General features: G+C 37.1%; 12 protein-coding genes. 3 read left to right on the top strand and 9 right to left on the bottom strand.

Translation table 11 applies throughout. The annotated features are described in order from the left end of the window. Window positions 1-243 precede the first annotated feature (243 nt). The 5 genes from BZG01_RS15635 to BZG01_RS15655 form a co-directional block, all read right to left on the bottom strand. Window positions 244-1,347, bottom strand: coding sequence for a phosphotransferase enzyme family protein (locus BZG01_RS15635; RefSeq protein WP_101310778.1), 1,104 nt, complete (start codon window positions 1,345-1,347; stop codon window positions 244-246). Between the two features lie 56 nt (window positions 1,348-1,403). Then, window positions 1,404-2,627 (bottom strand): glucose/galactose MFS transporter, encoded by a 1,224-nt coding sequence (gluP, locus tag BZG01_RS15640; RefSeq protein ID WP_218973135.1) that lies wholly within the window; start codon window positions 2,625-2,627, stop codon window positions 1,404-1,406. A gap of 63 nt (window positions 2,628-2,690) precedes the next feature. Continuing rightward, window positions 2,691-4,070 carry a phosphoglucosamine mutase gene (gene glmM / locus BZG01_RS15645; protein WP_101310780.1) on the bottom strand — a complete coding sequence of 460 codons (1,380 nt, stop codon included), beginning with the start codon at window positions 4,068-4,070 and terminating at the stop codon, window positions 2,691-2,693. Window positions 4,071-4,087: 17 nt separating this feature from the next. Next, window positions 4,088-4,987, bottom strand: a complete 900-nt coding sequence (locus tag BZG01_RS15650) for a nucleotidyltransferase family protein (RefSeq protein WP_101310781.1) — start codon at window positions 4,985-4,987, stop codon at window positions 4,088-4,090. A 265-nt stretch (window positions 4,988-5,252) separates the two neighbouring features. Then, entirely contained in the window at window positions 5,253-6,494 is a 1,242-nt protein-coding gene (locus BZG01_RS15655; RefSeq protein ID WP_101310782.1) for an ROK family protein, read from the bottom strand. A gap of 321 nt (window positions 6,495-6,815) precedes the next feature. On the opposite strand from BZG01_RS15655, the gene BZG01_RS15660 reads away from it, so the two are divergent. Next, window positions 6,816-8,276, top strand: coding sequence for an aminoacyl-histidine dipeptidase (locus BZG01_RS15660; RefSeq protein WP_101310783.1), 1,461 nt, complete (start codon window positions 6,816-6,818; stop codon window positions 8,274-8,276). 193 nt (window positions 8,277-8,469) lie between these two features. Here BZG01_RS15660 and BZG01_RS15665 read toward each other — a convergent pair whose 3' ends face one another. From BZG01_RS15665 to BZG01_RS15675, 3 genes are read right to left on the bottom strand one after another with little or no spacing between them, the layout of a single operon-like run. Continuing rightward, entirely contained in the window at window positions 8,470-8,907 is a 438-nt protein-coding gene (locus BZG01_RS15665) for a DUF2062 domain-containing protein (RefSeq protein WP_101310784.1), read from the bottom strand. A 57-nt stretch (window positions 8,908-8,964) separates the two neighbouring features. Then, window positions 8,965-10,101 carry an alanine racemase gene (locus BZG01_RS15670; RefSeq protein WP_101310785.1) on the bottom strand — a complete coding sequence of 379 codons (1,137 nt, stop codon included), beginning with the start codon at window positions 10,099-10,101 and terminating at the stop codon, window positions 8,965-8,967. A 40-nt stretch (window positions 10,102-10,141) separates the two neighbouring features. Then, complete coding sequence (locus BZG01_RS15675) at window positions 10,142-11,563, bottom strand: nicotinate phosphoribosyltransferase (RefSeq protein ID WP_101310786.1); 1,422 nt, start codon at window positions 11,561-11,563, stop codon at window positions 10,142-10,144. A gap of 178 nt (window positions 11,564-11,741) precedes the next feature. Here BZG01_RS15675 and BZG01_RS15680 point away from each other — a divergent pair, with 178 nt between their 5' ends. After that, a complete protein-coding gene (locus tag BZG01_RS15680) occupies window positions 11,742-13,169 on the top strand; it encodes an MFS transporter (RefSeq protein WP_101310787.1) in 1,428 nt (475 codons plus the stop codon). A gap of 151 nt (window positions 13,170-13,320) precedes the next feature. Further along, a complete protein-coding gene (locus BZG01_RS15685; protein ID WP_101310788.1) occupies window positions 13,321-14,865 on the top strand; it encodes an MFS transporter in 1,545 nt (514 codons plus the stop codon). Between the two features lie 905 nt (window positions 14,866-15,770). On the opposite strand, the gene BZG01_RS15690 is transcribed toward BZG01_RS15685, so the two are convergent. Then, window positions 15,771-16,751 (bottom strand): DUF4097 family beta strand repeat-containing protein, encoded by a 981-nt coding sequence (locus BZG01_RS15690; protein ID WP_101310789.1) that lies wholly within the window; start codon window positions 16,749-16,751, stop codon window positions 15,771-15,773. Between the last annotated feature and the right edge of the window lie 105 nt (window positions 16,752-16,856).

Below are 16,856 nucleotides of genomic sequence, written 5' to 3' on the forward strand. Positions count from 1 at the left end.
AGTCATACTTAATAATTGCTTCGAAAACAAACATTAAGATACTGATTCTTAAGGGATTATCCAAACTTAAACACTGCTTATTCTTCTCATTTTCAACATTATAAGTCAAAACTTAACGAACTATTGTCTTAACCTTACTCGTTTAAAACACTTCACTTTCGTGAGAGAATGACTGTTTGTCTTAAATTACGCTACCACACGATTAAATACCGGGTTTGGTATCAGAAACAAAAACCTTGTTTATTACACTGATAATTCTTTGCTGTATTTGAATATCACTTGCTTCATTTGCTCATATTGCTCTTCCATGCTTGTTAATAATTTGTACTGAGCATGAGTTCTGATCAAATTGTGCTGCGGTGATTTTATTTTATAATAGTTATCTCCATCAATATAATCCATTAAGAATCGAAGAACCTGTTCGAATGTGATATATTTGGCAGAAAAAGCAAGGTATTCCAATTCCGAAGCTGTTAAAAACGAAACTGTTTCTTCCAGATATCCTTTGGTATATGCCTTGAATATATCCATATCCATACTCACCTGATCCAAATTCTCATCATCTTCCAGGCCAGTATTGGTATAGGATCTCATAGCATCACCGTAATCATTCAGCACGGTGCTGTTCAATACGGTATCCAAATCGATCACACACAAATCATTTCCTTCTTTATCAAAAAGTATGTTGTTGATTTTAGTGTCGTTATGAGTTACTCGTGTAGGAATGGTTCCGTTCTCAACCAAAGTCCAGAATTCAAGCATTTCCTTACGGCGATCCTCAACCCAGGCAATCTCTTCAGTCAATCCAGCCTTACGGCCTGCAGGATCTTTACTCAATACTTCATCCCATTGCTTAAAACGGAATCTGATGTTATGAAAGCCTGGAAGAATATCCACTAATGGTTCTTTCATATCCGATAACATCGATTGAAACTTACCGATTCCCTTTCCTCCTGCATAAGCCAATTCCGGACTGTCCGCAGCTTCATAGGTCAGGTTGTCTTTAATAAAAAGACACATTGTCCAAAAGTCGCCCTCTTCATCTTTGTAAAACAAATCACCATTCTTTGCAGGTGTAATTGTCATTGCTTCGCGCATGATATCACCGCCTGCCGCAGCTATTTTCTGCTTAAGGTGAGTTGTCACTTTTAAGATATTCCCCATCATTCCGGGAACATCCTTAAAGATGTTCTTATTCTTGCGTTGAAATAAATAGTTTGGATCTTCTTCAGCAAGGGTCGTTACAATAAATGTATCGTTAATAAACCCTTCCCCAAGAGGTTTAATATCTGCTATTTTCCCTTCGACAGAGAATTTCGAAGCTATTTCTTTTAAATTATTTGTCATATTTCATCTTTGAATGAGGGCACGGCAAATGATTACTCATGCCCAAATTGGATTCATTATTTTGTTCTTATTTTATGTCCTTTTAAACCGTAATAAAGAATATAAAGAAAACAAGGAACACAAACCCAGTAGGCATTTTGTGCTCCGGCAAAATCCTTCATAAAACCGTAGATTGTTGGAATTAAAGCGCCGCCAACAATTGCGATAACCATTAAGGATGAACCTGCTTTAGTGAATTTTCCCAAATCAGTCATTGCAAGCGGCCACAAAGCAGGCCACATTAAAGAACATCCCAAGGCCATAAATGAGATAAAGTAAATCGATAAATCCTGAGGTGAAAGCACAACCATTAAGGATCCAAACAAGGCTGTTACCGCGCAAATTCGAAGAGCTGTAGCCTGATTAAGATATTTAGGAATTAAAGCGGCTCCGCAGATGTATCCAATAACCATACCTATCGGCGCAATCCATGCATAATATTCCGCATTGGCTAAGCCCAGAGCAGTTGCATAATCAACCAAGGTTCCTAACGAAACGGTTTCAACTCCAACATATAGGAAAAGGGCAAGCACGCCTAACAAAAGATGCGGAAACTGCCAAACTGATGTTTTATTTGCTGCATAAGGACAATCGTCTGCTGAATCTTCATCTTCTCCTACTGCTTTTACTTCAGGCAGTTTAGCCAATAGTGCCAATACTCCCAGAAGAACAAAAACACCAATAATAATGTAAAAAGGGATGTTTATGTCGGTTAGTGATACACTGTCCACTTCTTTTCCAATAATCAAAGCCAAAAATAACGGCGCAATCGGCCAGGCCAGTTTATTGGCAATCCCCATGTAACTCATCCGCTTTGCGGCACTTTCGATAGGTCCCAATATGGTAATGTACGGATTCACAGAAGCCTGCAGGAAAGTATTTCCCATACCGCTAATGAAGGAAGCCAGCAAAAACAGAGGCAGACTTTCCATTCTTGCAGAAGGAATAAATAAATAAAAACCAACTGCAAACATGATAAAAGATAATGCCATTGTTTTTTTGTAGCCAATTTTACCAATCACCAATGATGCTGGATATCCAAAAATCAGAAAGGCTGAGAAAGTAGCTGCAATCACTAAGTATGATTCGGCAGAAGAAATATCCAAAGCTTTATTTAAAAGCGGAATAATATAACTGTTTATCCCCAGTGCAAATCCAATTGCAAAAAACATGACTCCAACTATAATAAGAGGAACTACGTACCTATTTACCTTAGTATCCACTACTTGTGCGCTTACCATAATTTAAAATTTATAAGATTACTATTTCTGTATTATATTCTAATGTCTAAAATAATCGCTTCCTCAAATTGTGTTTTTCATCAACTGCTTTACACAATCCACTAAATTACCGGCATATTTCTCAGTAGTTGCTTCGGCGTAAATTCGAATAATGGGCTCCGTATTTGATTTTCTGAGGTGTACCCATCCTTCAGGAAAACTAATCTTCAACCCGTCAATGGTATTGCAGGGATAATCGATAAATTTCCTGCGAACCTGATCCAGGATTGCATCCAAATTGGAAACACCCTCCAACTCTATTTTCTCTTTTATAATTTTATAGTCGGGATAACTTGCCCGCAGTTCTGAGCAGGTTAATTTTGATTTAGCCAGATAGGTAAGAAATAATGCCACTCCAACAAGGGCATCTCTTCCATTGTGCAGTTCAGGATAAATCACACCTCCGTTGCCCTCACCACCTATTACTGCCGAATGATTCTTCATTTCGCGCACCACATTCACCTCACCTACTGCTGATTCATAGAACTCAACGCCATGCTTTTTGGCAATTTCGCGAAGTGCCATGGTTGATGATAAATTGGCAACTAAACTGCCTTTTGTATTCTGAAGTACATAATCAGCCACAGACACCAAAGTGTATTCTTCTCCAAATGCCTGCCCGTTTTCACAAACCAAAGCCAAACGATCAACATCCGGATCTACAACAATACCAAGGTCTAACTTTTCATTCTTAACACATTCCGATATTTCCACAATATTTTCAGGGAGAGGTTCCGGATTATGGGCAAAATTACCATCCGGACAGCAATTGATTTCCTTCACCTTTTTCACACCTAAAGCTTTCAGTAATTGAGGAATTGCAATTCCCCCCACCGAATTTACAGCATCAACTGCAATGGAAAAATCAGCTTCTTCAATCAGTTTTTTATCCACCAAAGGCAGATTAAGAATATGCTGAATATGAGTTTCCAAGTAATCATCTTTCTTAGAGTACTTTCCTAAATCATCAACATCATTGTAACTGAAATCCTGTGCTTCAACAAGGCGAAGCAAATCCTTTCCATCCTGATCAGAAATAAATTCGCCTTTTGCATTTAATAATTTAAGTGCATTCCAATTTTTAGGATTGTGACTTGCTGTAATAATAATACCTCCGCCGGCTTTTAAATCTGTAACAGCCATTTCTACTGATGGTGTTGTTGCCAATCCAAGATCAACTACTTCGACACCTACTGAAAGCAATGCCCCAACCACTAATTGGTTTACCATCTCCCCGCTGATTCTGGCATCACGGCCAACAATCACTTTTTTAGCTGCACCACTGTTTTGCAGCCACATGCCAAAAGCTCCTGATATGCTGACGATATCCATTGGTGTTAAGCATTGCCCTGGTCTTCCTCCAATAGTACCTCTAATACCTGATATTGATTTTATTAAAGTCATTTTTCTCTCCTATAAAATTATGCCCACAACTTTGAAGGATATATTCCCTTCTCTATCAATTTTCCAATCGCTTTAACCGCTTTTTCTTTATCTTCCCGGTAAGTCACTCCAAACCACTGAGCATCCGACTTCAATACTTTAACCTGTGTTTTTCCATCTTTAATGATATTGGCAACTACAGAAGGAATAAAAAATTCAGATTTCAACTGATCCCCTTCTTCCTTCAGAAAAAGGGTAAACTGAGCTTCCAGATAATCGAATAGTTTAGGAGTAAAACCCCAAAAATTCATCGACACAGTCGTTTGCGGAACCAGCTGAACCCACTCTTCATTCTCCTTGTATGCGATTCCATTTTCCAACTTCTCAATATGAGTCCGTTCAACAACGGTAGTCAGGTGATCATTCTCATTTGTTCCGCAAACTCCTCTTGATACCGAACCGTTTTCTGAAATGGTATTGCCTAACTGATAACCAACCATGCAGTTTTCTTCATCAGTAATAGAGTTGCTTAAATAATCAGCAATCGTTGTAAAAGCCTCAACTCCATAGTAATCGTCTGCATTAATTACTGCAAAAGGTTCATTAATACAGTCTTTAGCCATTAAAATTGCATGACCTGTTCCCCAAGGTTTTTCACGTTCCAAATTATATACTGATCCCTCAGGAACCTTTCCTATTTCCTGATTTACGTAATCAACTTCAATCTTACCAGCTAATTTTGCATTAAAAAGTTCTTTAAACTCTTCCTCAAAACTCTCTCTAATCACAAAAACAATCTTGCCAAAACCGGCCTCAATTGCATCATGTATCGAATAATCAATAATGGTTTCATTCGTTGGTCCAATCGGATCGATCTGCTTCAATCCCCCATACCGACTTCCCATTCCTGCGGCTAATACCAATAACGTAGGTTGCATATCTTATCTAAATATCAATGTTCAAATCAATTTTTACCCTTCAATTTTATCCTTACCAATATTTCTGTAAAGATTTTCTCAAAAAAAAGCAACCACCTGCCGTGCATCACTACTACTACAATGTTCCAATGGTTTTTAGAAAAGGCAGATGGTCACAATTCTTTATAAAAATTGCTCCCTGTCAAGAACACTACTTCTACACAAATCTTCAACGCAAGTTGAAAACAACAGGGAGACAATTTTCTTCTTAACTAATCACTAACTGTTACTTAAATATTTTTTTCATAACGTTTGCCATGGTTCCCATAAGAGCGGCATCATCCAGCAAATCAGAATTTACCAGCTCAGTCTCCGAACTAATTTTATCCATAGCATATTTATTCATCCACATGCTTACCGGACTGATTATATATTTTCCTGCCTGAGCCAATCTTCCTCCAATAATTATCATTTCAGGATTCAGTAAGTGAATCAAAGTCACCAAACCTTTCCCCAGATATTCACACATCTTGTTCAATTGGTCAATCGCAAACTGATCACCAGCTAAAATTGCATCCACAACAGCTCTTAAATCAATCTTTTTCCCCTCATCCTGATATTTGGCTAAAAAGCTTTCCTGACCTTTCTCAATTCCTTCTTTTATCTGCCGCACCAAAATCTTTCCGGATGTTAAAGTTTCCAAACAGCCAATTTTCCCGCAATTACAAAGTGTCCCCTCCGGATCGATTAAAATATGACCAAACTCACCGGCAAATCCATTTTTACCACTATGCAATTCACCATTCAAAATCATTCCTAAACCAATACCATTACTTAAATTCAAGCACAACACATTTTTTTTATCTTTGGCCTTTCCAAAAGCTTTCTCACCTAATGCCATGGTACGGGCATCATTGTCCAATAAAATTGGAAATCCCAGTTTCCGGTTCAGGTAAGCCCTTAAACCTTCTTCCGCAAACGACAAATGCGTATGGGTCAATCCATTTTCAGCATCAACCAAACCAGGAATTGAAATTCCTGCAGCCAACACCTTTTCCCTCCCAATATTTATATTATCAAGAGCAACATTAATTTTTCCGATCAATGCCTGACAATACTCACTGCTGTTTTCCAACTCAAATTCTTTAAACTCCTCGCGGTATATCAACTGATTGTTCAAGTCGAAAACAGCTAAATTGAGTGTATGCAGATTAATATCAACACCAACTACATATTGATATTCAGGATTCATACAATATAAATTTGGACGTCTTCCTCCAATTGATTCTCCAATTCCATTTTCAAGAATCACCCCAAAACCCAAAAGATCTTCAACAAGCGAAGCAACCAAAGGCTGACTCATTTTTGCCGTTTTCACAATTTCTGCAATTGAAGCAACTCCATTATAATACAAATGGGATATTATTCTACGATACTGATCCTGCTTCCTCTTTTTAGCATTAACAGTACCTTCAAGTGTCTTTTCGTATAGAAATTCTAATTCCAATTTAATCTCGTTTTTAATCATTTTTTTGAAAGGATAAATATATATAGTTTTCGCAAAGAATCATCATCTTTTAAAATATTTTTTAAAAGATGATGATTCTTTAAAATGAAGTTATTAATAAAACACTAGTAAATACCAGGCCTTACTAAGACCCAAAGCGGACAAAAAAATAATTAGCCCTTTATTAAAAGAACCGTTATATCCCGGTACTAATTTTACTGTATTCTTAAAAATCCTTAATTCACAATCACTTTTCCCGATTCTCTTTTCGGCTTTACTAAAAAATACTACCTTTAGTGCTCTTGAATAATTAACACTAAAATTTAACGGAGGAATATACTAATGAGCAAAGAAATTTTAAGCCTCGAACCTAAGGCTATTTGGGAAAACTTTTATTCATTAACACAAATACCACGCCCATCGAAGCACGAAAATGCAATTCAGGATTTCATGATGAAATTCGGACAGGATTTGGGACTGGAAACCATTAAAGATGCTGTTGGGAACATCATCATTAAAAAACCGGCGACCCCAGGTTTCGAAAACCGTAAAGGAATTGTACTGCAGGGTCATCTGGATATGGTGCCTCAGAAAAATGCTGACACCGTTCACGATTTTGAAAAAGATCCTATCGAAACACTTATTGACGGCGATTGGGTAACTGCAAAAGGAACAACTCTAGGTGCTGATAACGGAATGGGAGTTGCTGCAGCAATGGCTGTTCTTCAGGCTGCAGATATTGAGCATGGTCCTGTTGAGGCTTTATTTACTGCTGACGAAGAAACAGGAATGACCGGTGCTTTTGGTCTTCAAAACGACGTTTTAGATGGTGATATCCTTCTAAATATGGATTCGGAAGATGAAGGCGAACTGTATGTTGGTTGTGCTGGTGGTATCGATGCCAATATTACTTTCAAATACAAAGAAGACAAACTTGAAAAAGGATATGTTGGCTACAAGCTATACATGAAAGGCTTAAAAGGCGGTCATTCAGGAATGGAAATCATTTTGGGCCGTGGAAACTCAAACAAATTGTTATTCCGCTTCTTAAAAGTGGCAACTAAAAAATACAAACTAAGAATGTCTTCTGTTGACGGTGGATCTTTGCGTAATGCGATTCCCCGTGAGTCGTTTGCAATTGTTGCTGTTCCTGAAAGATATACTGAGAAATTCCTTGCCGGAGTTGCTGAATACGAAGCAATCTACAAAGCGGAACTTTCTGCCGTAGAGCCTGATTTAGCATTTTTTGCTGAGCCAACCGATGCTCCAAAGCACGTGTTCAAAAACAAGAGCCAGAAAAATTTAATCAACGCTATCTACGCTTGTCCTAACGGTGTTATCCGCATGAGCGATGCCATGCCGGGATTGGTTGAAACATCAACTAACCTTGCACGTGTGGTAAGTGAAGATGGTGTTGTTACCATTCAGGCCTTATTGCGTTCATCAGTAAACTCAGCAAAAGACGATTTGGGACAAGCAATTGTTTCCACTTTTGTATTGGCTGGCGGGAAAGTAAAATTGGAAGGTGAATATCCTGGATGGAAACCAAACATGGATTCTCCAATCTTGAAAACCATGCAGGAAGTGTACAATAAAAAATACGGAAAAATTCCTGAAATCAAAGCGATTCACGCTGGTTTGGAATGTGGTTTATTAGGAGCTGTTTATCCTCATTGGGATATGATTTCTTTCGGACCAACGATCCGTTTCCCTCACTCTCCGGATGAGAAAGTTAAAATTGATACCGTTACTAAATTCTGGGATTTCTTGGTGGAAACTTTGAAAAACATTCCAGTTAAATAATATTATCAAATACTGATATCGAAGGAACGTACGATTGTGCGTTCCTTTTTTATGGCATAAGAATTTAACCACAAACTAAACTCGAAGGATACCCACTAAGCCACACAAAGAAAAAAGAGTTGAATCTTTCCTCTTGCTGGGAAAGTTACCGACAGGCGAAAGGGTGTATCACAAAAAACCCCATCGCTTTCTTTTAAACTTTCCGATATCTTCCTAAAATCAGAAAAATCACCAAATAGAAAATTACACCAATCATTATTGCAAACACCAACGAACCCAAGGCAAATTGCAGGTAATTTTCACCCAAATTCCTTACATCCATCAAATCGGGCACTTCCTTCTGGAATTCACCATGCAAAACAAGCGCTCCGGTCTGATAACCCGCAATTACAATTAAAGGAATTAAGGGAGGTATACTACTGATATTCACGGTTATCAAAGCCAGCACTTTGTTTAATTTCAGAAACAAAGCTAAGCTTATTGCAAGTACTGTTTGAAAACCCCAAGCTGGTGAAAATGCAAGAAATACACCTAATGCCAAAGACAAAGCAATAACAGAATTGGAATTGTCGGTACAGGTAACTTCCGTAACAATAACTTTTTTAAGTTTGTCAAGTTTAAATCTTTGCATCACTTCCTAATAATTCATCACCTTCATCAGCAAACAAATCGCACTGATAATTGTTTACTAATCACCGTTCTCTGACAACTGTTTACTGTTCATTGTTTCAATCCATTTCCCTTCAGTTGTCATGAAACGCCTCATTAAATTAGCAGTCATACACGAATGAACCGGCAAAATTCCAATTAAATCTCCAATTACGAATTCATCGAATAACTCGTCGCTGCAGCGGATAATTCCATGTTCCTGAGACAGGCTTGCTAAATACCCTCCGCCTATAATTTCACTCCATCCATTTTTGGTAATGCGAACAATACTGCCAAAAAGTTTCGTTCCCTCGTCATCTGCTTCCAAATATTCTTTGGGAAAATGCACTCCACCACCATGAATTACCAATTCGTTGCGATCAATATTTCTGGCAATAACAGGACAGGCCATCGCCACAGCTATTTGATCCTCATCGCACGATCCCAACACGTATTGCATAATATCGTAAAAGACAAAATTCCCCGGACGAATTTCATCAATCCCATAAAATTCATCGCTAATACTGCAGGCTGGTGTATCCCCTAAGGATACTTCAAGACCAGGAATTTCTTTTCGAAAAACATCCTTTAATTCATTTAAATCCAGTAGTGTTTTACTATGGTTCTTGTGTATTTCCTTTTGATCTGAAGCCTGATAATTATGCCCTGTATGAGCCAAAAAACCCTTGCAGTTTAATTTATCGGATTCATTCATTAAATTTACCAATAAGCGAATAGAACCAGTTGCTTCAGCAGGCATACCTGAGCGCTGAGAACCTGTATCAACTTTAATAAATACACCAACAGCATGTTTTAATTCTGATTGCAAAAACGCAATTGTTTCCTGCGATTCAACAACTAAATTCAGCTGAATTTTTGAAGCTAATTCGTTAATCAAATCAATTTCACGCACATTTACAGCAATAGCAACAGTAATATCTTTCCATCCGTTATTGGCAAAATATTCCGCCATTTGCATGGATGAAACAGCAATTGAATCTACTCCTCTTTCTTTGAACCACTCACCAATCTCAGCCGATTGATGTGTTTTAAAATGAGGACGCAAACGCGTATTGGAACGCTTTGCCTTGGCCTGCATTGTTTCAATATTGGCAATGCATTTTGCTTTGTCAAGCAAAAGAGTAGGACGAATTATTTTGGAATCTAAATTTTGCATCGAAATTAATTTTAAATGGTACTCAATCAAAAAAACAGTGCTATTCTCTTATTTTTGATCGTAAATCCATTAAAATATGATCTCTCACACTTAGTATATTTTCTGAAAAACCAACTTTATAAATGTGCGGACTAATAAACCGCTTGTGTTCATCAGGCAACTGTGCAAATCGCTTCCTTACATATGCATTTATTTCGACCGGAGATTGATTTTCAATTAATATTTCCCCGTTTTCCATCACTTTACTCATAAGCTCTTCGCTCGAAAAGCCCGTTACATAGGTGTGTTTATGGCTGTGAAAAGGGTGAAACAAGCGATTCGTCGATTCTTCATTCTCTAATAAAATACCATCCCGAAAAAACATTCCATCCTCATCAAAGTAACGAATCACCTTTTTCTTTCCTGGCATGGTGATTTTTTCAATATTCTCAGATATTTTCAATCTTGGGATTCCATTGTTCTGAACCAATTTATAAACTCCATCTAAAGCTCCGGCATCTTTTCCTGTAACCAATTCAGTGCCAATTCCATAACCATCAATTTGTGCGCCCTGATCGTTCAAACTTTTAATTACATACTCATTTAGCTGGTTTGATGCGATGATTTTCACATATTCCAAACCAGCCTCATTCAACATTTTTCGGGCCTTTTTACTTAAATAGGCCAAATCGCCGCTATCCAAACGAATGCCGATCATTTTGTATCCTTTTGCTTCTAATTCCTTTGCAACAATTATTGCATTAGGAATACCCGATTTAAGTGTATTGTAAGTATCAACCAGTAAAACAGTACTATCCGGATTGATTTCAGCATAACGCCGAAATGCTTCCACTTCGTAATCAAAACTCTGAATCCAGGCATGAGCCTGTGTTCCCGTAAGCGGAATATCGTAATTAAATGCACTGTAAACATTCGATGTTGCATTTGCTCCTCCTATCACAGCGGCACGGCTGGCATGTATTCCACCCAAGCCCTGAGCCCTTCGCAATCCAAAATCAGCAAAATCCTTATCACCAATTACATCTCTTATCCGACAAGCTTTTGTGGCAATTAACGACTGAAAATTCAAATAATTCAGAAGTAAGGTCTCAATTAACTGAGCTTCGATTATATTTCCTTCGACCCTTACCAAAGGTTCATTTGGGAACACAATTTCCCCTTCTTTCATACTGTAAACAGTGGCAGTAAATTTAAAATCCTTTAAATACTCCAGAAACTCATCTTTCAATCCTGTTTTCTTCAGAAATTCAATATTTTCTTTACTGTAACTAAAGTTTTTTAATATTTGAAGCAGGTCTTGCAATCCTGCAAAAATAAGGTAACCACCTTCGTACGGATTAGTTCTGTAATAGTAGTCAAAAACGGTTTGTTCATTTTCCTTACCACTTAAAAAATATCCCTGAGCCATGGTCAGCTCATAATAATCGGTATACAAGCCTGTATTTTCTGTTAATGTGTCCATTGGATTAACTTAAATAAAAATCTTGCTAAAGATAAGTAATATATGATACTATGCCCAGAAATCTGGAATCGATATGTTTAGATAAAACATGATATCTGCTTTTTGTTTCTTTAAGGATTAATCTTACTTTAGCACCCCTTAAACAATTACTCAACTCTAACAGATAAAATAAAAGAATATGACTGAAGCACTAAGACTGACTCTTCGAGATTCGAAAGCAGCACGATGGGGAGCATTGGGAATAATTTCCATCACAATGTTTGCAGGTTATTTTTTAACCGATGTAATGTCTCCTTTAAAACCAATGCTGGAATCCGAATTTGCATGGTCAAGTACAAACTATGGAATATTCACCAGTGCATATGGCTGGTTAAATGTATTTTTGGGAATGCTTATTTTCGGGGGTATCATCCTTGATAAAATGGGGGTTCGCTTTACCGGAATTATGTCATCCGGGATTATGGTTTTAGGAGCTGGTATTAAGTATTGGGCTATCACTAATCCAACCTTAGTTACTGACACAACTTTTGGTATTCACACTCATGTGTTTATGGCTGCTGTAGGATTTGCCATTTTCGGTGTTGGTGTAGAAATTGCAGGAATTACTGTTTCTAAAATCATTGTAAAATGGTTCAAGGGAAACGAAATGGCTCTGGCTATGGGAATGCAAATGGCTGTTGCCCGATTGGGAACCATGCTGGCAATTGCAGCTCCTGTTCCATTGGCTACGTATTTTTCAAGTGTACACACCCAAGTTGTAAACGGTGAACTAGTTGAAAAAATGGGACCAAGCGTATCTGCACCTATTGCTTTTGCATTTGTATTGCTTGTTATTGGTTTCATCACTTTCTTTATCTATGTATCAATGGATAAAAAACTGGATGCATCACTTGCTGAGTCGAACGGAACTGATAGTGAAGAGCCATTTAAATTCAGCGATATAGGTCGTATTGTGACCAACAAAGGTTTTTGGTTAATTGCTGTATTGTGTGTATTGTTCTACTCTTCGGTTTTTCCATTCATCAAATATGCATCCGATTTAATGGTGAACAAGTATGGTTTAGACCAAAATCTTGCAGGTATTATACCAAGTTTACTGCCATTGGGAACACTATTTCTAACCCCTCTGTTTGGTGGCGTTTACGATAAAAAAGGCAAAGGAGCTACTATGATGATCATTGGAGCCGTCTTAATATTATTAGTACATGCTGTATTCTCATTACCAATATTAAATTACTGGTTTGTTGCAGTTGTTTTGGTAATTATTTTAGGAATTGCATTGTCTTTAGTCCCTTCTGCTATGTGGCCTTCTGTTCCAAAAATCATTCCTGAAAATCAATTGGGAACCGCTTTTTCATTAATCTTTTGGATTCAAAACTGGGGATTAATGGGGATTCCATTGTTAATTGGATATGTATTGGATCAATCGAATCCTGAAGTTGCATTAGCAAAAGCTAACGGCACAGCAGTACCATTATACGATTACACAAACCCAATGCTTATTTTTGCAGGACTAGGTTTTCTGGCAATCATTGTTGGTATGTTATTAAAAATGGAAGATAAGAAAAAAGGTTATGGCTTAGAATTACCAAATATTCAAAAATAGCCTAAATAGTAAATATCATATAAAAAAAGCTGTCCTTCGGGACGGCTTTTTTCATATAAGTCCCAATACAGTTTCTGATTTGTTTTTTTATTCATTTATCTTAATTTAGTAACCTCTTAAACCTGAGTTTAATTTAAAAAATACAACGAAAATGACAGAAACATTAAAAAGAACGTTGCGCGACTCGTCTGCAATGCGTTGGGCAATGTTAATCCTCCTTTCGGGACTAACTTTTAGTACCTACTGGTTTCAGGATTTCTTTTCCGGCTTAAAAGGGCTGATGGAATCGGAAATGGGATTTTCCAGTGAAGAATTTGGTCGGATTCTTGCTCTAACCACCATTGCCAATATGTTTGGTATGATTATCATTGGAGGTATCATGCTCGACAAATGGGGAATACGGGTTGCAGGTATTGTATTCGGTGGTCTTGCAGTTCTGGGAGGATCCATTTCCGCATTAGCTGCTTCCGGTTTTTTTGGAACTGAACACGGCACCATGTTAAACATGATTATTGTAGGCCGGGTTCTATTTGGATCCGGACTTGAAGTTGTTTGTGTTGTAGCAACCAGAACCATTGTAAAATGGTTTAAAGGTTACGATCTTGCCTTGGCGATGGCAATCAATATGGGATTTGGCCGATTGGGCAGTGCGATGGGTACAGCTCTTTCTTTAGATATTGGAGGTGGACATGTTTCTCCTGCTGTTACTTTTGCAGCCTCACTTATTGGCTTAGCCCTTATCATGTTCCTGATTTATACCGTATTTGACATTAAGTTGGATAAACAAGAAAAAGCGAATAGTGATAAAAGTGGCGAAGTTTGTGATCCTGAAGAAGACTTTAAATTCTCTGATTTAGTTGCATTAATCAAGAACAAATCGTTTTTATACATTGCTCTTCTTTGTGTAACCTTTTATGCTGCCATTTTCCCATTTATGCAATATGCTCCTGATTTATTGATAAACAAATTCGGTTTCTCAGAAATATTACCTCAAGCGGGAGAAGTAATTTTATGGGGAAGCAAAGCAATTGGAGCTTCAAGCGTATATCTTATTTTCTTTTTGTTTGCAATTCTTTTTGCTGTTGTACCTAATAACTTTGAAAATAAACAAACCAGATTTTTATTTAAAACGGGAGCGCTGATTGCTTTCTGTGTTTATCTGTTTGTGATGAAAGATATTTTAGCAATTTGGTTAGGAAATGGTGCTAAAACAGCGAGTTTAATCCCTCTTGGTACAATTATATTCACTCCTATTTTTGGTAATTATGTAGATAAAAAAGGAAAAGCAGCATCCTTAATGATTCTTGGATCATTACTTCTGATTTTTGCTCATATCTCTCTATCGATATTAGATAATGTATATATAGCTTATTTTGGATTATTAAGTTTAGGTGTAGCATTCTCTTTAGTACCAGCAGCCATGTGGCCTTCGGTTGCTAAAATTGTTGCAGAAAACAGATTAGGAACTGCTTACGCTACCATGTTTACCCTTCAAAACTGGGGTTTGGCATTATTCTTTTGGGGAATTGGAGCACTGCTTGATTTTGTAAATCAAGGAATACCTGAAGGACAACCTAAAGATTATACAATCCCGATTTTGGTATTGGTAGGCTGTGGTGTAATTTCCATTTTCTTATCATTCTTACTGAAAAAGGCTGACAGAAAACAAAACTATGGTTTGGAATTACCCAGCTAAACTGGTGATTTTATAAAACCACTTATATATTAAAAGCCGTCCTTTGGACGGCTTTTTTAGTATCCTCTCAGGCGACCTATCTAATCGGGACAGGCTAATCCAGTAATCATGATAACGACTTTTTTTTAATGTGATTTTCCGTATGGTTTACACAAGTGACAAATAAGGGCATTAGCGGTTTGAAAACTTAAAATAGGATTCTGTCAGAGCTGTAACCTAACCCCTCGTTTGTTTCTATAGCGGACACACACCTTTACACTTTTGTGATTTATTAATGAGTACGCAACTTTTCCAAGTAAAGAAAGGATGCCCAAATTTGAGCATCCTTTGTTACCCCTTATATTTTGGAGCCTTTAGAATTGTTGTCTAGAATTACCACATTGCATCCAACAATTACCAACTAAAAATGTCCGGGAGTTTCCCCTATAGATATTCCCGAACTTCTGTTAGACAATTATTGGTATCATTGCCTAACAATAAAATCTTGACCCGATTACAAACGCGCTAACTGTTTATTACCTGGAAAAATTATATTTAATCAAAAGTTAAATTTATTTTTTTCCCATTTTCTAAAATGTTACGAAACAACAAATACGCAACATGATGGTTTTGCTACCTAATTGAAGTCATAAGGGTAAATAATATGCCGTAACTAATTGAATGTTACGGCATATTAAAGAAAACCAATTAATTATGCTATTAAAACCAAAATCCCGGGACACCACTCCCAATATTTGGGAAATCATTTAACAAATGATTTCGAATATACAATTACAATCTGCAGGCCAAAATACATATAATTCTGTTTTTCAAATAATTACACGCAATGTAAAGATATTTACATCTTTAAAAGTGTACGTATACATCACACACGATGTACGTTTTCGAACAGGCCCAACAACTACTTATTTAAAAGTTTGATTTCCAGAGCTCGTTTTTCCATGAACCCATATTTCACCGCTCTTGAGATACAGGTTATCATCTCCTTTACGGTTACCCGCCCTAAGCGATCCTGAGGATGCTGAAAGATCAAAACTCAATTGCTCAAAATCATTTAACAAGTTCATGCTAACATCTCCCGAGGTGGCTTTAAAATAGGATTCTCCCAACAAAACCAATCCTTGTCCTCTCAAATTACCAGAACTACTGGTTAAATTTAGAATTGTTTTTGAATTAAGAATCCCAACATTTCCCGAAGAAGAAATACTTTTAATTTGCCCTTCCACTTTATCAAACTCCTGATTTCCGGACGAGGTTCGGGAAGAAATATCTCCAATCACATTTACCATTTCTATATCGCCTGAGGTTGCATTACATTTTACATTTCCGGCCACTTTATTATATTCATGATTCCCCGAACTTGATTGCGAGTTTAGGTTCCCTTTGATTTCGTACAAACTAATCTCTCCTGAACTTGTTATCACCTCAAGATCAGAGATTATATTTTTCACATTCACATCGCCCGAAGAAGCGTGTATTTTGGTGTAATCCGAAGAAATATTCTCACAATAAACATCTCCCGAAGAATTTTTCACATCAATCTCCATTTGTGTTGGGACTAAAAATTTTAATGATGCATCAATATTCCCCCAAGATGTTCTTGGTGATTCTACCCATACTCTCAAAGTGCTCCCTTCCAACCTGTGATTGATTTTATAAGAACTCCCATTTCTGGATACTCCTTTAATAGTCCCCTCAAATTTTACATCCTCACGATTTTCACCCAACAAGGTAACATCACAAAATCTTCCTTCTACAACTATTTTTTTCACACCATCATAATTTGCCTTTTCATCGGCAAATACCGTTTGAGAAAAGGAATTAAGAGAAAACAGGAACAAGACCAGAAGTAATAGATTCCTTTTAATTAAATTTTGAGTTTTCATTTTATACGGGTTTTAAAAATTGAATTAGTAAATTAATAATCAAGAGCAGATTCTCAATCTATTCCTCATGTATTATGAGACGCTCAACCTGCGATAAAAGTTACA

The sequence above is a fragment of the Labilibaculum manganireducens genome, assembly GCF_002843385.1.
Lineage (GTDB): Bacteria > Bacteroidota > Bacteroidia > Bacteroidales > Marinifilaceae > Labilibaculum > Labilibaculum manganireducens.